Annotated in this window: 13 protein-coding genes; 7 read left to right on the forward strand and 6 right to left on the reverse strand. The window is 73.9% G+C overall.

The annotated features are described in order from the left end of the window. The 3 genes from ACFU9E_RS25725 to ACFU9E_RS25735 all read right to left on the reverse strand — a co-directional run. On the reverse strand, positions 1–304 hold a 304-nt coding region (locus ACFU9E_RS25725; RefSeq protein ID WP_380715371.1), incomplete at its 3' end, for a hypothetical protein. A 346-nt stretch (positions 305–650) separates the two neighbouring features. Next, positions 651–1,781 carry an ATP-binding protein gene (locus tag ACFU9E_RS25730; RefSeq protein ID WP_380715373.1) on the reverse strand — a complete coding sequence of 377 codons (1,131 nt, stop codon included), beginning with the start codon at positions 1,779–1,781 and terminating at the stop codon, positions 651–653. Positions 1,782–1,863: 82 nt separating this feature from the next. Further along, positions 1,864–2,601 carry a response regulator transcription factor gene (locus ACFU9E_RS25735; RefSeq protein WP_344337269.1) on the reverse strand — a complete coding sequence of 246 codons (738 nt, stop codon included), beginning with the start codon at positions 2,599–2,601 and terminating at the stop codon, positions 1,864–1,866. Between the two features lie 549 nt (positions 2,602–3,150). On the opposite strand from ACFU9E_RS25735, the gene ACFU9E_RS25740 reads away from it, so the two are divergent. From ACFU9E_RS25740 to ACFU9E_RS25755, 4 genes are all read left to right on the forward strand, one after another. Further along, on the forward strand, positions 3,151–3,951 hold the full coding sequence (locus ACFU9E_RS25740) for a rhomboid-like protein (protein ID WP_380686875.1): 801 nt from the start codon (positions 3,151–3,153) through the stop codon (positions 3,949–3,951). 137 nt (positions 3,952–4,088) lie between these two features. Next, a complete protein-coding gene (lon, locus tag ACFU9E_RS25745) occupies positions 4,089–6,503 on the forward strand; it encodes an endopeptidase La (RefSeq protein WP_380686877.1) in 2,415 nt (804 codons plus the stop codon). Between the two features lie 120 nt (positions 6,504–6,623). Continuing rightward, positions 6,624–7,214 (forward strand): GtrA family protein, encoded by a 591-nt coding sequence (locus ACFU9E_RS25750; RefSeq protein WP_380686879.1) that lies wholly within the window; start codon positions 6,624–6,626, stop codon positions 7,212–7,214. Further along, positions 7,207–8,430, forward strand: coding sequence for an ROK family protein (locus ACFU9E_RS25755; RefSeq protein WP_380715375.1), 1,224 nt, complete (start codon positions 7,207–7,209; stop codon positions 8,428–8,430). Before ACFU9E_RS25750 ends, ACFU9E_RS25755 begins: the two co-directional genes overlap by 8 nt. A gap of 11 nt (positions 8,431–8,441) precedes the next feature. Here ACFU9E_RS25755 and ACFU9E_RS25760 read toward each other — a convergent pair whose 3' ends face one another. Beyond that, positions 8,442–9,533 (reverse strand): ABC transporter permease, encoded by a 1,092-nt coding sequence (locus tag ACFU9E_RS25760; protein WP_380689553.1) that lies wholly within the window; start codon positions 9,531–9,533, stop codon positions 8,442–8,444. A 111-nt stretch (positions 9,534–9,644) separates the two neighbouring features. On the opposite strand from ACFU9E_RS25760, the gene ACFU9E_RS25765 reads away from it, so the two are divergent. After that, positions 9,645–10,142: a MarR family winged helix-turn-helix transcriptional regulator gene (locus tag ACFU9E_RS25765; RefSeq protein WP_380689555.1), complete on the forward strand. Its 498-nt coding sequence runs from the start codon at positions 9,645–9,647 to the stop codon at positions 10,140–10,142. A 132-nt stretch (positions 10,143–10,274) separates the two neighbouring features. Next, positions 10,275–11,825: an MDR family MFS transporter gene (locus ACFU9E_RS25770; protein ID WP_380689557.1), complete on the forward strand. Its 1,551-nt coding sequence runs from the start codon at positions 10,275–10,277 to the stop codon at positions 11,823–11,825. 437 nt (positions 11,826–12,262) lie between these two features. Here ACFU9E_RS25770 and ACFU9E_RS25775 read toward each other — a convergent pair whose 3' ends face one another. Then, a complete protein-coding gene (locus ACFU9E_RS25775) occupies positions 12,263–12,520 on the reverse strand; it encodes a hypothetical protein (protein WP_380689494.1) in 258 nt (85 codons plus the stop codon). A gap of 29 nt (positions 12,521–12,549) precedes the next feature. Continuing rightward, the gene (locus ACFU9E_RS25780; protein WP_380689496.1) at positions 12,550–13,746 is read right to left on the reverse strand and encodes an anion permease; all 1,197 of its coding nucleotides are present in this window, start codon (positions 13,744–13,746) and stop codon (positions 12,550–12,552) included. 336 nt (positions 13,747–14,082) lie between these two features. Between ACFU9E_RS25780 and ACFU9E_RS25785 the strand changes: the two genes are divergently transcribed. Next, complete coding sequence (locus tag ACFU9E_RS25785; protein WP_380689498.1) at positions 14,083–15,774, forward strand: NlpC/P60 family protein; 1,692 nt, start codon at positions 14,083–14,085, stop codon at positions 15,772–15,774. Positions 15,775–16,080 lie beyond the last annotated feature (306 nt).

Raw genomic sequence — 16,080 nt, forward strand, 5'->3', positions numbered from 1 at the left:
CCACGGGGGCGGCCGGGGCCGGCTGCACCGGCGCGGGGGCCGGGGCCTGGGCGGCCGGAGCGGCGGCGGGCGTCGCGGGGGCGGCGGCGGGGGTCGGCGTAGCGCCGGCCTGGGTCGCGGCCTGGGTCACTGGGGTCACCTCGGTACCGGGCTTGTAGTCGGCGAAAAAGTCCCACCAGGCTCGGTCGACCGAGTTCGGGTCCTGGAGGTACTGCTGGTAGATCTCGTCGACGAGCCACTCATTGGGGCCGAAGCCAGTGGAGCTTGCCGAGCTGTTGGGGTGTTCAGGGGACTGTGGCGACACGGCGGCAACCGCCCTCTTCCGCTTCCTTTTGGGATGTTTGGACAGCGGGGATTAAGGCTACGCCTCCGACCAGTGATCGCGCAGTCCCCGGGGGGCAGGCGTCGCCCAGATCACAGTCCTGACCTGCGGTTTGGCTGAAAATGTGCGTTAGAAACCCGCAGCGGAGGGGAACCGACCGGTTCTGATCGCCACCCAAATGGTGGCAAAAGCGGACAAGGTGGGGTACGGGCCCCGGGGTCGGGTCTGTGTCGGTTCTGTGACATTTGTCCTCTTCCCCGGGGCCCGGCCGTCGTCCGGCCGTCGCCCGGCCGCCGTCCGGTCCGGTTGCCCGGCCCGCGCGCGGTGCTCAGCGCGGGCCGGGCAACCGGACCTCGATCCGGCAGCCGCGGGCGGCCTCGGCGACCTCGATCCGCCCGCCGTGCAGGTCCACCGCCCAGCGGGCGATGGCCAGGCCGAGGCCGGTCCCGCCGTCGGCGCCAGGACCGGCGGCGGTCGCGGTGCCGCTGCGCCCGAACCGCTCGAAGACCCGGGTCCGGTCCGCCGCGGGGATGCCGGGACCCTCGTCCTCGACCTCCAGCAGCAGCGCGCCGGGCCCCTCGCCGGGCCGGGCGCGGACCGTCACGGTGCCGCCGGGCGGGGAGTGCTTGCAGGCGTTGTCGACCAGGTTGGCGACCACCTGGTGGAGCCGCTCCGGATCGGCGACGCCGGTCAGGCCCACCGGGCTCACCTCCAGCGCGAGCCGGACGTCGCCGCGCCGGGAGAACGCCCCGCCCGCCGTGGCGCCGTCCACGGTGACCCCGCGCAGCACGCCGTCCAGGAACTCCCGCACCTCGAAGGGGCGGGCGTCCAGGTCGACCACGCCGTCGTCGATCTTGGAGAGGTCCAGCAGGTGGGCGACCAGCCGGCCGAGCCGCTCGGTCTGCTCCAGCGCGGCACCCAGGGTCGCCGGGTTCGGCTGGACGACGCCGTCGACCACGTTCTCCAGCACGGCGTGCAGCGCGGCGATCGGCGTGCGCAGCTCGTGCGAGACGTTGGCGACCAGTTCGCGGCGGTGCCGGTCGGCGGCCTCCAGGTCGGCCGCCATCTGGTTGAAGGTGGCGGCGAGCTCGCCGATCTCGTCGCGCGAGTTCACCTCGACCCGGCGGCTGTAGTCGCCGGAGGCCATCGCGCGGGCGGCGGCGGTCATGTCGCGCAGCGGGGCGGTCAGCCCGTGCGCGAGGAACTGCATGAAGAGCAGTGAGGCGATCATCGAGAAGATCATGATGATCCGGATCTGGGTCTCGGACCGGATCGCCACGACCACCATGCCGGTGGCCAGGAAGACGGACACGATCACCAGGAGGGCGAGTTTGCCCTTGATCGAGCGGACCGGGTCGAGCGGCCGGATGTCGGCCCAGACCCTTCTCGCGGCGCGGGCGGCCAGGGTGGGCGGCCGGCTGCCGGCGAGGTCCCCGTTGCGTTGCTGTGGAAAGGTCATTGGTCCCCTGTGATCCCCCGCGTGGGTCGCACGGCGTCCGTGGCACGGGCCCCCCGGCGGCCCGTTGTCCGAGGGTGCGCCGCTACGAGAGCGGGGCCTCCAGCGCGTATCCGACGCCGTGCACGGTGCGGATCCAGCTGGCGCCGATCTTCCGGCGCAGCGCCTTGACGTGGCTGTCGACGGTGCGGGTGCCGGACGCGTCGGTCCAGTCCCAGACCTCGGCCAGCAGCTGCTCGCGGGTGAGCACGGCGCGCGGCTGGGCGGCCAGGCAGGCGAGCAGGTCGAACTCGGTCGGCGTCAGGTGGACGTCGCCCGAGGCCAGCCGGACCCGGCGCTGCACGTGGTCGATCTCCAGCTCGCCGAAGCGCAGGCTGCCCAGCGCGGGCGTGCGGGCGGCCTGCTGGGCGCGCTCGACGCGGCGCAGCAGCACATTGACCCGGGCGGCCAGTTCGCGCATGGAGAAGGGCTTGGTCATGTAGTCGTCGGCGCCGACGCCGAGGCCGACCAGCAGGTCCGTCTCGTCGTCCCGCGCGGTGAGCATCAGGACCGGTACCGGGCGCTGGGCCTGGATCCGGCGGCACACCTCCAGGCCGTCGAAGCCGGGCAGCATGATGTCGAGGACGACGAGGTCGGGCTGCCAGGTGTGGAAGCCGTCGACGGCGCCCGGGCCGTCGTGGGCCACGGCGACCTTGAAGCCCTCCGCGCCCAGCCGGGCCGCGATGGACTCGGCGATCGTGGGCTCGTCCTCGACCACCAGCACTCTGCGCTGACTGCTCACCGTGCCGCCGGCGTTCTGGTTGTCCTGCTGAATTTCTGTCACGGTCACGCCACCGCCCCCAGGGCTGCGGGCCGGCCACCTGTGGGGATGGCGAAGGCTCCGCTCGTAGTCTTGTTCCGTCGTGGACTGTGCCGGGTCCGCCGTCCCGTCGCGTGCGCGGTGCCGGCGAGCGGGCGTGCGCCGCTCACTTGTCCCGCACACCTCGCAGCGTACGGACAGCGGGTGATTCCCGGCAGGTGGACCGGACATTTCCGGCCCGCGGGCCGGCTTGCCGGGCCGGCCGTCGGGCCCACTCGGAAGTGGGCACGGGCCGATACCTTACCCGGCGTTTTTTCACTCCGTAACGGTACGTATGCACATCGATCGACGCCAAGGCGCCGGTCAGCGGGGACGGGCACCGGTATAGGGGGAGAAGGTATGGACCAATTCGACCACCCCTCGATCCCCCCGCGCCCAGCGTTCTCCCAGCGTGCTCCCAGCCGCCGGCCGTACCGTGGCCACGACAAATCACGGGGGGTGGGATTTCCGGTACGCGCCGGAACGTTGGACACGCGCGGGGGCGACGGTCACGGGCGGCGGAGCGGAGGCGGCATGACGGAGCGACAGGTGCGCGCCGGGCGCGGCGGTCCGCCGTACGGGATGCTCCGGCACGGTCTGCGGGCCGGGGCGGCCGACTGGCTGCTGGCCCGGGTGCCGACCCCGCGGCGCAATCCCTTCGCGCTGGGCTACCTCGCCGTGGTCGGCGTCACCACCACCTTCGCCCAGCTGGCCGACCCGGACCTCGTGCTGCGGCTCCAGGAGGCGTCCAGCTCGGACGGGCACAACCTGCTCCAGCACCCGCTGCGCGCGCTGCTGCTGAGCGGCTTCTGGGTGGCCGGCCCGAACTGGGTGCCCTACCTGTGGGCCTTCGCCCTCACCGTCGCGCCGCTGGAGCGCCGGGTCGGCCCCGTCCGGGCGGCCGCCGTCTTCGCCGCCGGGCACATCGGCGCCACCCTGCTCTCCCAGGGCGTGGTCGTCGTCGGGGTGGAGGCCGGGCGGCTGGAGCCGGCCGCGATGGACTACCTGGACATCGGCGTCAGCTACGGCGTGCTGGCCAGTCTCGGCGCGCTGGCCGGGCTGCTGCGGCCGGGCGGGCGGGTGGTCGCGCTCGGACTGGCCGCCGCGCTGATCGCCGGGCAGATCGCCGAGGACCGGGACCTCGTCACCGGGGTCGGTCACCCGGCGGCGCTGCTGGCCGGGGTGGCGCTGTGGCGGTGGCTGCGCCGCTGGGACGGGCACCGGCCGCGCCGCAACCGGCTCGGAGCGTTCGCCGGGCGCCCCCGTTCGGCTTCCGCGCCGGCCTCCGCGCCGGCTTCCGGGGCGGGGCGGGGTGCGGTGCTGGAGCGGCTCTGAGCCGGGGCCGGTCCCGTTTTTGACGGCCCGGCCGGGACTCCTCGGCCGTTCGCTCACGGCGAACGCGGCCCGGGGAACATCCGGCGGCCGCGAAGCCTTAGTCAGGTCGACTCAAGTTCGCTGACTGGGGAGAGATCATGGCATCGACGTCCACACCGCTCACCCTGCCCGTGCTGCCGCTCGACGACGAGGTCGTCCTGCCGGGCATGGTCGTTCCGCTGGACCTGAAGGACACCGAGGTCCGCGCCGCCGTCGAGGCCGCGCGCGCCGCCGCCCCCGGCAGCACCGGCAAGCCCCAGGTCCTGCTGGTGCCGCGGGTGGACGGCTCGTACGCGGCGGTCGGCACCCTCGCCACCGTCGAGCAGGTCGGCCGGCTGGCCGACGGCCCCAATGCGATCGGGCAGCCGGCCGCGCTGGTGCGCGCGGTGCGCCGGGTGCGGATCGGCGTCGGCACCACCGGGCCCGGCGCCGCGCTCTGGGTGGAGACCACGCCGTTCCGGGAGTCCTCGGTCGGCACCCCGGTGGCCGGGCGGGCCGCCGAGCTGGTCAAGGAGTACAAGAACCTGTCCACCCAGTGGCTGCGCAAGCGCGGCGCCTGGCAGATCGTCGACCGGGTGGCCGCCATCGAGGGTGTCGGCGAGCTCGCCGACAACATCGGCTACGCGTCCTTCGTCACCGCCGAGCAGAAGCTCAAGGTGCTGCTGGAGGCCGACCAGGTCGCGCGACTGGAGTACGCGCTCGGCCTGCTCCGCGACCACCTCGCCGAGGAGGAGGTCAACGACACCATCCGCAAGGACGTCGAGGAGGGCGTGGCCAAGCAGCAGAAGGAGTTCCTGCTCCGCCGCCAGCTGGAGGCCGTCCGCAAGGAGCTGGCCGAGCTGAACGGCGACCCGGCCGACGAGGAGGAGGACTACCGCGCCCGGGTGGAGGCCGCCGACCTGCCGGAGAAGGTCCGCGAGGCCGCGCTCAAGGAGGTCGACAAGCTGGAGCGCTCCAGCGACCAGTCGCCCGAGGGCTCGTGGATCCGCACCTGGCTGGACACCGTCCTGGAGCTGCCCTGGAACGAGCGCACCGAGGACTCCTACGACATCGCCGGCGCCCGCGCGGTGCTGGACGCCGACCACGCCGGCCTGGCCGACGTGAAGGAGCGGATCGTCGAGTACCTGGCCGTCCGCAAGCGCCGGGCCGACCAGGGGCTCGGCCTGGTGGGCGGGCGCCGCGGCGGCGCGGTGCTGGCCCTGGTCGGCCCGCCCGGCGTCGGCAAGACCTCGCTCGGCGAGTCGGTGGCCCACGCCATGGGCCGCAAGTTCGTCCGGGTCGCGCTCGGCGGCGTCCGGGACGAGGCGGAGATCCGCGGCCACCGGCGCACCTACGTCGGCGCGCTGCCCGGCCGGCTGGTCCGCGCCATCAAGGAGGCCGGCTCGATGAACCCGGTCGTCCTGCTCGACGAGATCGACAAGGTCGGCTCCGACTACCGGGGCGACCCGGCCGCCGCCCTGCTGGAGGTGCTCGACCCGGCGCAGAACCACACCTTCCGGGACCACTACCTGGAGGTCGAGCTGGACCTCTCCGACGTGGTCTTCCTCGCCACCGCCAATGTGCTGGAGGCCATCCCCGAGCCGCTGCTCGACCGGATGGAGCTGGTCCGCCTGGACGGCTACACCGAGGACGAGAAGGTCGTCATCGCCCGTGACCACCTGCTCCCGCGCCAGCTGGAGAAGGCCGGGCTGAAGGGCGAGGAGGTCGCGGTCGACGAGCCGGCGCTGCGCAGGCTGGCCGGCGAGTACACCCGCGAGGCGGGCGTGCGCAACCTCGAACGGGCCATCGCCCGGGTGCTGCGCAAGGTTGCCGCGCAGCACGAGCTGGGCGAGCGCGAGCTGCCCGCCGCGATCGGCGCCGACGACCTGCGCGCCCTGATCGGCCGGCCGCACCACGTCCCGGAGGCGGCCCAGGAGCCCGCCGAGCGGCGCACCGCGGTGCCCGGCGTGGCCACCGGACTGGCGGTCACCGGGGCCGGCGGCGACGTGCTCTACATCGAGGCCTCGCTCGCCGACGCCGAGACCGGCGGCACCGGGCTGACCCTGACCGGCCAGCTGGGCGACGTCATGAAGGAGTCCGCGCACATCGCGCTCTCCTACCTGCGCTCACGCGGCGCCGAGCTGGAGCTGCCGGTCACCTCGCTGCGCGACCGCGGCGTGCACCTGCACGTCCCGGCCGGGGCCGTCCCCAAGGACGGGCCGAGCGCCGGCATCACCATGACCACGGCGCTGGCCTCGCTGCTCTCCGGGCGCAAGGTGCGCACCGACGTGGCGATGACCGGTGAGGTGTCGCTGACCGGGCGGGTGCTGCCGATCGGCGGGGTGAAGCAGAAGCTGCTCGCCGCCGACCGGGCCGGGATCACCACGGTGATCATCCCCAAGCGCAACGAGGCCGACCTGGACGACGTCCCCGCCGAGGTGCTGGAGCGGCTGAGCGTCCACCCGGTCGCGGACGTCCGGGAGGTGCTGGAGCTGGCCCTGGAGCCGGCCGGTGTGCTGGTGGCGGCGGCCTGACCGACCCGCGGGGGCCGTCGTGAGGCCCGTCGCGAGGCCCGTCGCGGCCGGTCCGCGGCCCGTCCCGTCCGGTGGATCGCCGGAGGGGACGGGCCGCGTGCCGCGTGCCAGACTGCGAGGGTGCCGTCCTTGACCCAGCGCGCCCTGGCCCGGGTCCCGGAGCGGGTGCGCCCCTTCCTGGTCCGGCACCGGAGCCTGGTGAAGTTCCTGCTGGTCGGCAGCGGCTGCTTCGCCCTGACGCTGCTGATCAACTACGCGCTGCGGCTGACCCTGCTGGAGCGCAAGCCGGTGCTGGCGCTGACCGTGGCGACGGTGGCCGGCACCGCCGTCTCCTACGTGCTCAACCGGCGGTGGAGCTTCCGCTCCTCCTGGCGGCGGCGCGAACCGCTGCTGTTCCTGCTGGTGAGCGCCGTCGCCATCGTCGTCAACGTGCTGCCGCTGATCGCCTCGCGCTACGTGTTCGGGCTGCGCGAGCCACGGGTCGGCCCGGTCACCCGGGAGGTGGCCGACTTCCTGAGCGGGATGGTGCTGGGCACCTTCGCGGCGATGCTGTTCCGCTTCTGGGCCATGCGGCGCTGGGTCTTCACCCGGATGGAGCAGCCCGTCGCGGACACCGCCGGGGTGTTCGCCGATCCGGGCCCCGAGGGCCGGCGAGGCCCGGTCCCGTCGGTGCGGTCGGCGGAGGCCGGAGCGGGTGAGGGCGATGCGTGAGCCGGACGGTCCGGGGCGTGAGGCCGGGCCCGCGAGCCAGCAGGGCATGCGCCGGGCCAATCTGGCGCTGGTGCTGCGGGTCGTCTCCCGCGCCCCGCGCTCCCGCGCCGAGGTGGCGGCCGAGAGCGGGCTGACCAGGGCCGCCGTCTCCTCGCTCGCCGAGGAGCTGATCGCGGCCGGACTGGTGGTCGAGGAGGGCCCGGCCGCGCCCAGCGGCAAGGTCGGCCGCCCCGGCACCGCGCTCGGGCTCAACCCGGACGGCCCGGCCGGCCTCGGCGCCGAGATCGGGGTGGAGCACCTGGGCGCCTGCGTGGTCGACCTGCGCGGCGAGGTCCGCGCCTGGCGCCGCCAGGAGATCCGCAACCGGGGGCGGCAGCCCGCCGCCGTGATGGCCGACCTCGCCGAACTGCTCCGCCGGGCCGTCGCGGACGCCGGGCTGCGCCCGGCCGGGCTCGCGCTGGCCGTGCCCGGACTGGTCGGCGCCGACGGCGCGCTGCTCCGGCGGGCCGCCAACCTGGGCTGGCGGGACGTCGCCGCCGTCGCCGAGCTGCGGCTGGCGCTGCGCGCCGCCAACGCCGAGGAGCTGGCCGAACTCCCGCTGCGGGCCGACAACGAGGCCAACCTCGGCGGGCTGGCCGAGCTCTGGCTGGGCGACGGTCCGGGGCACTTCCTGCACGTCTCCGCCGAGGCGGGGGTCGGCTCGGCGATCGTCGTCGACGGCCGGCTGCTGCGCGGCGCGCGCGGCTACGCGGGCGAGCTGGGCCACGTCCCGGTGCATCCGGAGGGGCCGCGCTGCGCGTGCGGGGCGCACGGCTGCCTGGAGCAGTACGCGGGGGAGTCGGCGGTGCTGCGGGCGGCCGGGCTGGAGGGCGTCCGGGGCGACTGGGTGGCGCTGCTCGCGGAGCGGGCCGAGGCCGGGGACGAGGAGGTGCGGGCGGCGCTCGGCGGCGCCGGTGCCGCGCTGGGCATCGCCGCGGCGGGGGCGGTCAACCTGCTGGACCCGGCCGAGGTGGTGCTGGGCGGCGGCTACGCCCGGCTGGCGCCCTGGCTGCTGCCCGCGATGCGGGCCGAGCTGACCGCCCGGGTGACCGTCCGGCCCTGGTCGGACGAGCGGCTGACGGTCTCCCGGCTGGGCCGCCGCGGCCCCCTGCTGGGGGCCGCGGTCGGCGTGGTCCGGTCGTTGCTCGCCGACCCGGGCCGGCTGGAGGAACCCTAGGGGCCGTGCCGTCAGTCCTTGACCAGCTCGCGGCTCAGCCGCGAGGGCTTGCCGAGGACGGCGGCGAAGGTGATGCCGATGCCGACCAGCGCCCAGGCCAGCAGGACCAGCAGCGGCTGGGTCAGGTTGGTGGCGTCGAAGTAGGCGATCGAGCGGGCCGCGTCGGTGCCGGCGCCGTTTGGGAACCAGGCGCCGATCGCCCGCCAGAACGGCGGCATCAGCGGCGGCGGGAAGACACCGCCCGCGCTCGGGTTGCCGAGCACCACGAAGATCAGCACCGCGATGCCGATGCCGATGATGTCGAACAGGCACTGCAGGGCCATGGTGAACGCGCCGACCGCGAAGACCACCAGCGCGCCGAGGGCGGACATCGCCCAGAACGAGCCGGGCAGCGCGTCCAGGACCGTCTGGACGATGATCGCACCGCCGATGCCGGCCGCGATCGAGTACACCGCCAGGGTGCCGAGCCGGATCAGCGCCCGGTGGGTGTTGGACGGCTTGGCTCCGGCGCTGACACCGAGGATCGAGGCGACCAGGTAGCCGCCGACGCACCAGCCGATCACCAGGTAGAAGGAGGAGAGCCCGTTGGCGTCGCCCGTGGCGAGAGGCACGACGTCCTGGACGACGACCGTGCGGCCCTGGCTCTTCTCCAGGCCGGTGACGATGCTCTCGGCGGCCCGGGCCGCGGACGGCCCGCGCGCGTTGGCGACCAGCAGCACGTCCTCGGTGGAGGCCGGGTTCACCACCAGCGCGGCGTAGATCTTCTGGTCCTTGATCTGCTGGGTGGCGGCCTCCGCGTCCGGCGCGGTGACGGCCTTCACGGCCTCGTCCGGGACCGACTCCAGGCCCTGGACCAGCTTGGGGGCGACCTGCGGCGGGGCGACCACCGCGATCGACAGCTCGTGCGGCTTCGGCTGGTGCAGCGCGCCGACGTACGAGGTGACGAAGCCCAGCTGGAGGAGCAGCACGCCGATGACCAGCAGCGCCGCGCGCGGGGTGACCGCGCCCTTCAGCTCGGCGGCGAAGCCCTTCTTCGGTGCCGGTTCGGCCGTGCGCTCCGGTGCCTCGGCGGGCTCGGGTCCCTGCTGCCCTGGGGCGGTCATGCACATCTCCTTGCGTATCGGGGGAAACCGGGTACTTAATAGCATGAACTAGTTTCGTCGAGGTTTCTCCCGCGCCGGGGCGCTCCGGACGGGCTGCGGGATACTGACGCGGTGAGTACGCAGGACGAGGACCGCGCCGAGGCCCCGCAGGACGAGGACCCGCTGCTGGCGGTCGAGCGCGAGGTGGGGGTGCTGTTCCGGCGCGGCCGGGCCCGGATGTCCGAGCTGTCCCGGCGGGTCCACCCGCAGCTGGAGGGCATGGCGTACAGCCTGCTGAGCTACGTCGAGCAGGCCGGGTCGGTGCGGGTGACCGACGTCGGCGTGCACTTCGCGGTCGGCAAGGCGACGATCAGCCGGCAGATCCGGGCGCTGGAGGAGCTGGGCCTGCTGGCCCGGGAGGTGGACCCGCAGGACCGCCGCTCCGCCCGGGTCTCGCTCACCGAGGACGGCCGACGGCGCTTCCTCGCGGCCAGGGCGGCCCGGATGGCCCGGGTGCGGGAGCTGATGGGTGGCTGGCCGGAGGAGGACGTGGTGCGCTTCGCCGAGCTGCTGCACCGCTTCAACGACGTGGTCGGCGAGGCGGCGGCCGCGCCGGCGCCGGCCGGCTGAGCGGCGCGCGGGGCGGTGGACGCCAGGGGCCCGGGCCGGGATCGGTCCGGGCTTTACTTGTTCTTGACGAATGTTGCCTAGGTCAACCATCAGCCTTATGGTTGCCACAGGCAACTATTCCGAAGGACCTCGATGACCGTCACCGCCACGCCTGCCGCGACCGGAGCCGCCGACACGACCGACCAACCGATGACGCACCGGCAGGTGATGGAGGCGCTCTCCGGCCTGCTGCTCGGCCTCTTCGTCGCCGTGCTCTCGTCGACCGTCGTCTCCAACGCGCTGCCGCGGATCCTCACCGACCTGCACGGCGGCCAGTCCGCCTACACCTGGGTGATCACCGCGACCCTGCTCACCCTCACCGCCTCCACCCCGATCTGGGGCAAGCTCTCCGACCTCGCCAGCAAGAAGCTGCTGCTGCAGATCGCGCTGGTGATCTACATCGCCTCCTCCGCGCTGGCCGGCCTCTCCCAGAACACCGGCGAGCTGATCGCCTGCCGCGCCCTCCAGGGCATCGGCGCCGGCGGTGTCACCGCCCTCGCCCAGATCTGCCTGGCCGCGATGGTCCCGCCGCGTGAGCGCGGCCGGTACAGCGGCTACTTCGGCGCCGTCTTCGCGCTGGCCACCATCGGCGGCCCGCTGATCGGCGGCGTCATCGTGGACACCTCCTGGCTCGGCTGGCGCTGGTGCTTCTACGTCGGCATCCCGTTCGCGCTGGCCGCGATCCTGGTGCTGCAGCGCACCCTGAAGCTGCCCGTGGTCAAGCGCAAGGTGAAGATCGACTACCTCGGCGCCCTGGTGATCACCGGCGCGGTCAGCCTGCTGATGATCTGGATCACCCTGGCCGGCAAGAACTACGCCTGGCTCTCCTGGCAGACCGCGGTCATGGTCGGCGGCGGCCTGCTGCTCGGCGCCCTCGCCGTCGTCGTCGAGCGCCGCGCGGCCGAGCCGATCATCCCGCCGCACCTGTTCAAGCACCGGACGGTCACCCTGGCCGCGCTCGCCAGCGTGCTGGTCGGCATCGGGATGTACGGCGCGACCACCTTCCTCAGCCAGTACTTCCAGCTCGCCCGGGACAAGTCCCCGACGGTGGCCGGCCTGATGACCCTGCCGATGATCCTCGGCCTGGCCGTCTCCTCCACCGTCGCCGGCAAGCTGATCACCAAGTACGGCAAGTGGAAGATCTACCTGGTCAGCGGAACGCTGCTGCTGGCCATCGGCTTCGGCCTGCTCGGCACCGCCCGGGCCGACACCGACTACGGCCTGCTCTCCGTCTACATGGCGGTCACCGGCATCGGCCTCGGCCTCACCATGCAGAACCTCGTCCTCGCCGTCCAGAACACCGTGCCGCGCGCGGAGCTCGGCTCGGCCAGCTCGGTGGTCACCTTCTTCCGCACCATGGGCGGCGCGATGGGCGTCTCGGCGCTCGGCGCGCTGATGAACAACCGGGTCGGCCACTACCTGGCCGAGAACCTGGCCGACGCGGGCGTCCCGGCGGGCGGCGGCTCGCTCGGCGGCGGCATCCCGGACCTGCACAAGCTGCCCGCGCAGCTGGTGCCGCTGGTCACCGACGCCTTCGGGCACGGCGTCGGCATGATCTTCCTGGTGGCGGCGCCGTTCGCGCTGCTGGCCTTCGTCACCGTGCTGTTCATCCGGGAGACCGTGCTGCGCACCGGTCAGGAGTGACACCCGCCGGGGACGGCAACGCCGGAGGGCCGGGAGTGGACCACCACTCCCGGCCCTCCGGCGTGCTGTCGCGCGGGCCGTGGTCGTGGTCGTCGTGTGGGGCGGTGCGTTCGGGGGCCGGGTTGTGGGGGGCGTCCGCGAACTCCCGCCCGCCCGGGCGAGGCGTCCCCGGTCCGGGGGCCTCCCGGCGCTCCCGGTCCTCGCGACCCTCGTGGCTTTCCCGGTCCTTCCGGTCCGCGCCCGTCGTTCAGCCGGGCGGGAGGGCCGGGTGCGAGCCGTCGTGCCGCTGATCCGCGGACGGCCCCGTGCGCCGGCCAGGACGCGACCGGCCGCCTCGCGTCGCCTCGTGTCGCCTCGCCTCGTGTCGCCTCGCGTCCTGGAACGCCGGAGGGCCGGGAGCGGTGATGCGCTCCCGGCCCTCCGGCGTTGTGTTCGTCCTACTTATTGGCGATCAGGCTCAGCCCGTAGAGGACCGCCGCGCCGCAGACGGCGAAGCAGGCGTACGCGCCGGCCAGGGCCAGCCGGCCGCCGGTCACCGGGGCGGCGTTGGCGCCGGCCGCCTCGCGGCGCGCGGTGAGCGCGGCCTCGCGGCGGGACAGGGCGAGGATGCCGAGTGCGAAGACGGCGACCACGGCGACGGTGATGCCGAAGCTGACACCGGCGGTCTGGGCCAGGGCGTTCCACTTGATGTGCATGGTGTTTCGAGCTCCTCAGCCGGCGGCGGTCAGGCCGCGACCGTGGTCGAGGACGGGGTCGGGGAGGCGGGCGCGGCGGCCGGGTCGGCCTCGGCCGGGCCGACCTTGACCGGGGTGACGTCGGAGGCGTCGTTGACGTTGTCCGCGTGGACCGGCTGTCGGCGGGAGATGACCCACATCGCGCCCGAGCCGGCCACCAGGGCGGCACCGACCAGGGCGACGCCCCAGTTGCCCCGCTCGGCCAGGTAGGCCGCGAGTCCGCCCACGGTGGCGGCGGCGGGCAGGGTCAGGCCCCAGGTGTAGACCATGCGGCGGACCATGCCCCAGCGCAGCTCGGCCTTCGGACCGCCGAGGCCGGCGCCCATGATGCCGCCGGAGCAGACCTGGGTGGTGGAGAGGCCGAAGCCCATGCTGGACGAGGTCAGGATGACCGTCGCGGAGGCCGACTCGGAGGCGAAGCCCTGGCGCGGGGTGATGTCCGCCAGGCCGCTGCCCATCGAGCGGATGATCCGCCAGCCGCCCATGTAGGTGCCGAGCGCGATCGCGGCACCGGCCGAGACGATGACCCAGGTGGGGGGCAGCGCGCCCTTCGGCAGGGCGCCGACCGAGACCAGGGTCAGGGTGATGATGCCCATCGTCTTCTGGGCGTCGTTGGTGCCGTGCGCCAGCGAGATCAGCGAGGAGGAGAAGATCTGGCCGGTGCGGAAGCCCTTGCCGACGGTCTTCTCGTCGCTCTTGCGAGTGATCGCGAAGGCCAGCTTGGTGGCGCCCCAGGAGGCCAGGCCGGCCACCAGCGGGGAGGCGATCGCCGGGATGAGGATCTTGCTGACCACGGTGTCGAAGTTGACGCCGTTGGCGCCGACGCCGACCACGGTGGCGCCGATCAGACCGCCGTAGAGCGCGTGCGAAGAGCTCGACGGCAGGCCGCGCAGCCAGGTCAGCAGGTTCCAGAGGATGGCGCCGGCCAGTGCGGCGAAGATGATCTCCGGATGGATACCGGCCTTCTCGTTGACGATGCCGCCGGAGATGGTGGTGGCGACCTTCACGGAGAGGAACGCGCCCGCGAAGTTGAGGAGGGCCGCGATGGTGACTGCGATCTTCGGCCGGAGGGCTCCCGTCGCGATGGAGGTGGCCATCGCGTTGGCGGTGTCGTGGAACCCGTTGGTGAAGTCGAAGGCGAGCGCCGTGATGATCACAACGGCCACCAGGAACGAGATGTGTTCCATACCCAAACAATCGTCGTAGTTGTCGCACTGACGTTGGTGTCGTGCGCGACGCTAGGGACGCTTGGTGAACGGAAGGTGAACTGGCATCTGAATCAAGGTTCCGACGGTGTCGTAGGGGTTGCCGGGACCTTTCCGAAGGGTTGCGCCCGCCGCGCTGAGCTGGACATTAGTGGAGATCCGCCCGCTTCGCCCGTTTTGCTGAGAGTTGCCTCACAGGAAGGGTGAAAAATTCATCGGGTCGTACGGGCGCGGTCTGTTTCCGGCGAGTAACCCGTGGCAGGATCTGCCGGAGGTCCGGGTACCCCGGAGCGCGGGCGGACGGGGAGGACGAGACCCATGGGCGGGGCGGTACGGCGCGCGGAGCTGACGGGCGGACGACCGACGGGCGGAGCGGGCGGCAGACGACCGGCCTGGGTCCGGGCCGCGCTGCGCTGCGGTGCCGTCCTCGCGGCGGCCGCCCTGTCGCTGCCACTGGCCTCCGGCGCGGCCTGGGCCGACCCGGTCCCGCCGGCCACCACCGCACCCGTCGCCGATCCCGCCGGTGCCGACCCGCTCGCCGCCGCCAAGGCCACCCTCGGCCCGCTGCTCGACCAGCTGCACGCGCTCTACCAGGGCGCCGAGGCCGCCACCGAGCAGTACAACGCGGCCGTCGACAGGGTCGCCGTGCAGCAGGCCGCGCTGACCGAGCTCAAGGCCAAGCTGGAGCGCCAGCAGAAGCAGGTCGACGCGGGCACCGATATCGCCGCCCAGCTCGCCGCCGCGCAGTACCGCAACGGCTCCGCGTCCGCCTACGCGGAGCTGCTGCTCTCCAAGGACCCGTACGAGGCCGTCACCATCGCCGAGCTGCTCGCCGCCGCCAGCCGCTCGCAGAACGAGTTCCTCAACAAGCTGACCGCCGACCGCGACGCGCTCGGCGGGCTGCAGAAGCAGAACGAGGAGGCGCTCGCCACCTCGCAGACCCTGGTCACCCAGCAGGACGCCGCCAAGGCCAAGGTCGCCGCCGACCTCGCCACCGTCGAGCAGCTGGTCTCCTCGCTCACCGGTGCCCAGCGCGCCGAGCTGGAGCAGGTCGAGAAGGCCAAGGCCGACGAGGCCCAGCTCGCCTTCCTCGCCACCGGAGTGCTCGGCAAGGGCGAGCGCACCCCGTCGCTGGCCGGCCGCGCCGCGGTCGCCTACGCGCTCGCCCAGCTGGGCAAGCCGTACGTCTGGGGCGGCGCCGGGCCGGACGTCTTCGACTGCTCCGGGCTCACCTCGCAGGCCTGGCTGCACGCCGGCAAGCCGATCCCGCGCACCAGCCAGGAGCAGTGGGCGCAGCTCCGGCACATCCCGCTCGACCAGCTGCGGCCGGGCGATCTGATCATCTACTTCGAGGGCGCCACGCATGTCGCGATGTACATCGGCGGCGGGCTCGTCGTGCACGCGCCGCGGCCGGGCTCGTACGTCAAGGTCGGGCCGATCGGGGCCAACCCGATCCTCGGCGCCGTCCGGCCGGACCCGGACGGGGCGGCCGACGAGGCGGGCGGGGCCTGGAAGGTGCCGGACCTGCCGGCCGGCTGGGACTCGGTGACCCCGATCGCGTCCAGCCCGCTCAACCAGCCGCCGCTCCCCCCGGGCACCCCGGTCCCGCCGCCCGTCACCCCGGCGGCCCCGGGCACCCCCGAGCCCACCGCCACGCCGACGGGCACCCCGGACCCGTCCACGCCCACCGGTACGCCGACGGGGACCCCGACCGGCACGCCCACGGGCACGCCGACGGGCACGCCGACCGGCACGCCGACCGAGACCCCGACCGGTACGCCGACGGGTACGCCCACCGAGACGCCGACGACCACGCCGACCGGCACCCCGACCGGAACGCCCACGGGGACCCCGACCGGCACCCCCACGGGCACGCCCACCGAGACCCCCTCGGGAACCCCGACCGGCACCGGCACCGGCTCGCCCACCGCCACCGGCTCCAACACCGCCACGGCCTCCGGCACCGCCTCCGCCACCACGTCCGGCACCCTCTCGCCCACCCAGAACTGACCCGCGGCGGCCTGGGCTTCGAGACCCCTCTCGAAGCCCAGGCCGCTCCGTCGCTGCGCCTTGCCGCTGCGGAGTAGGAAGTCGGCCATTCCGACTTCGCACTCCGCACCTGCTCCCGGCGGTCCCGCTCGATCCGAGCGAGAACCGGCGGCCACACCTTGCGTCCGCCGTAGACGGATGGGTGCTTGGGCGTGGGGGGGGGGCGGGGGGGGCGTACCCCCCCCCCCCCGCCACCACCCACCCCCCCCCCCGCGCCCCGTCCCCCGCGGGGGGGGGGGGGGCCGCGGGCGCGCCCCCGGGCGCCAC

This window comes from Kitasatospora sp. NPDC057595, assembly GCF_042800875.1.
In the GTDB taxonomy this organism is placed as follows: domain Bacteria; phylum Actinomycetota; class Actinomycetes; order Streptomycetales; family Streptomycetaceae; genus Kitasatospora.

Coding starts and splice junctions, on each gene's coding strand:
- ACFU9E_RS25775 (WP_380689494.1), bottom strand. CDS start 12,520: ATGCACATCAAGTGGAACGCCCTGGCCCAGACCGCCGGTGTCAGCTTC.
- ACFU9E_RS25770 (WP_380689557.1), top strand. CDS start 10,275: ATGACCGTCACCGCCACGCCTGCCGCGACCGGAGCCGCCGACACGACC.
- ACFU9E_RS25760 (WP_380689553.1), bottom strand. CDS start 9,533: ATGACCGCCCCAGGGCAGCAGGGACCCGAGCCCGCCGAGGCACCGGAG.
- ACFU9E_RS25780 (WP_380689496.1), bottom strand. CDS start 13,746: ATGGAACACATCTCGTTCCTGGTGGCCGTTGTGATCATCACGGCGCTC.
- ACFU9E_RS25740 (WP_380686875.1), top strand. CDS start 3,151: ATGACGGAGCGACAGGTGCGCGCCGGGCGCGGCGGTCCGCCGTACGGG.
- ACFU9E_RS25755 (WP_380715375.1), top strand. CDS start 7,207: ATGCGTGAGCCGGACGGTCCGGGGCGTGAGGCCGGGCCCGCGAGCCAG.
- ACFU9E_RS25730 (WP_380715373.1), bottom strand. CDS start 1,781: ATGACCTTTCCACAGCAACGCAACGGGGACCTCGCCGGCAGCCGGCCG.
- ACFU9E_RS25785 (WP_380689498.1), top strand. CDS start 14,083: ATGGGCGGGGCGGTACGGCGCGCGGAGCTGACGGGCGGACGACCGACG.
- lon (WP_380686877.1), top strand. CDS start 4,089: ATGGCATCGACGTCCACACCGCTCACCCTGCCCGTGCTGCCGCTCGAC.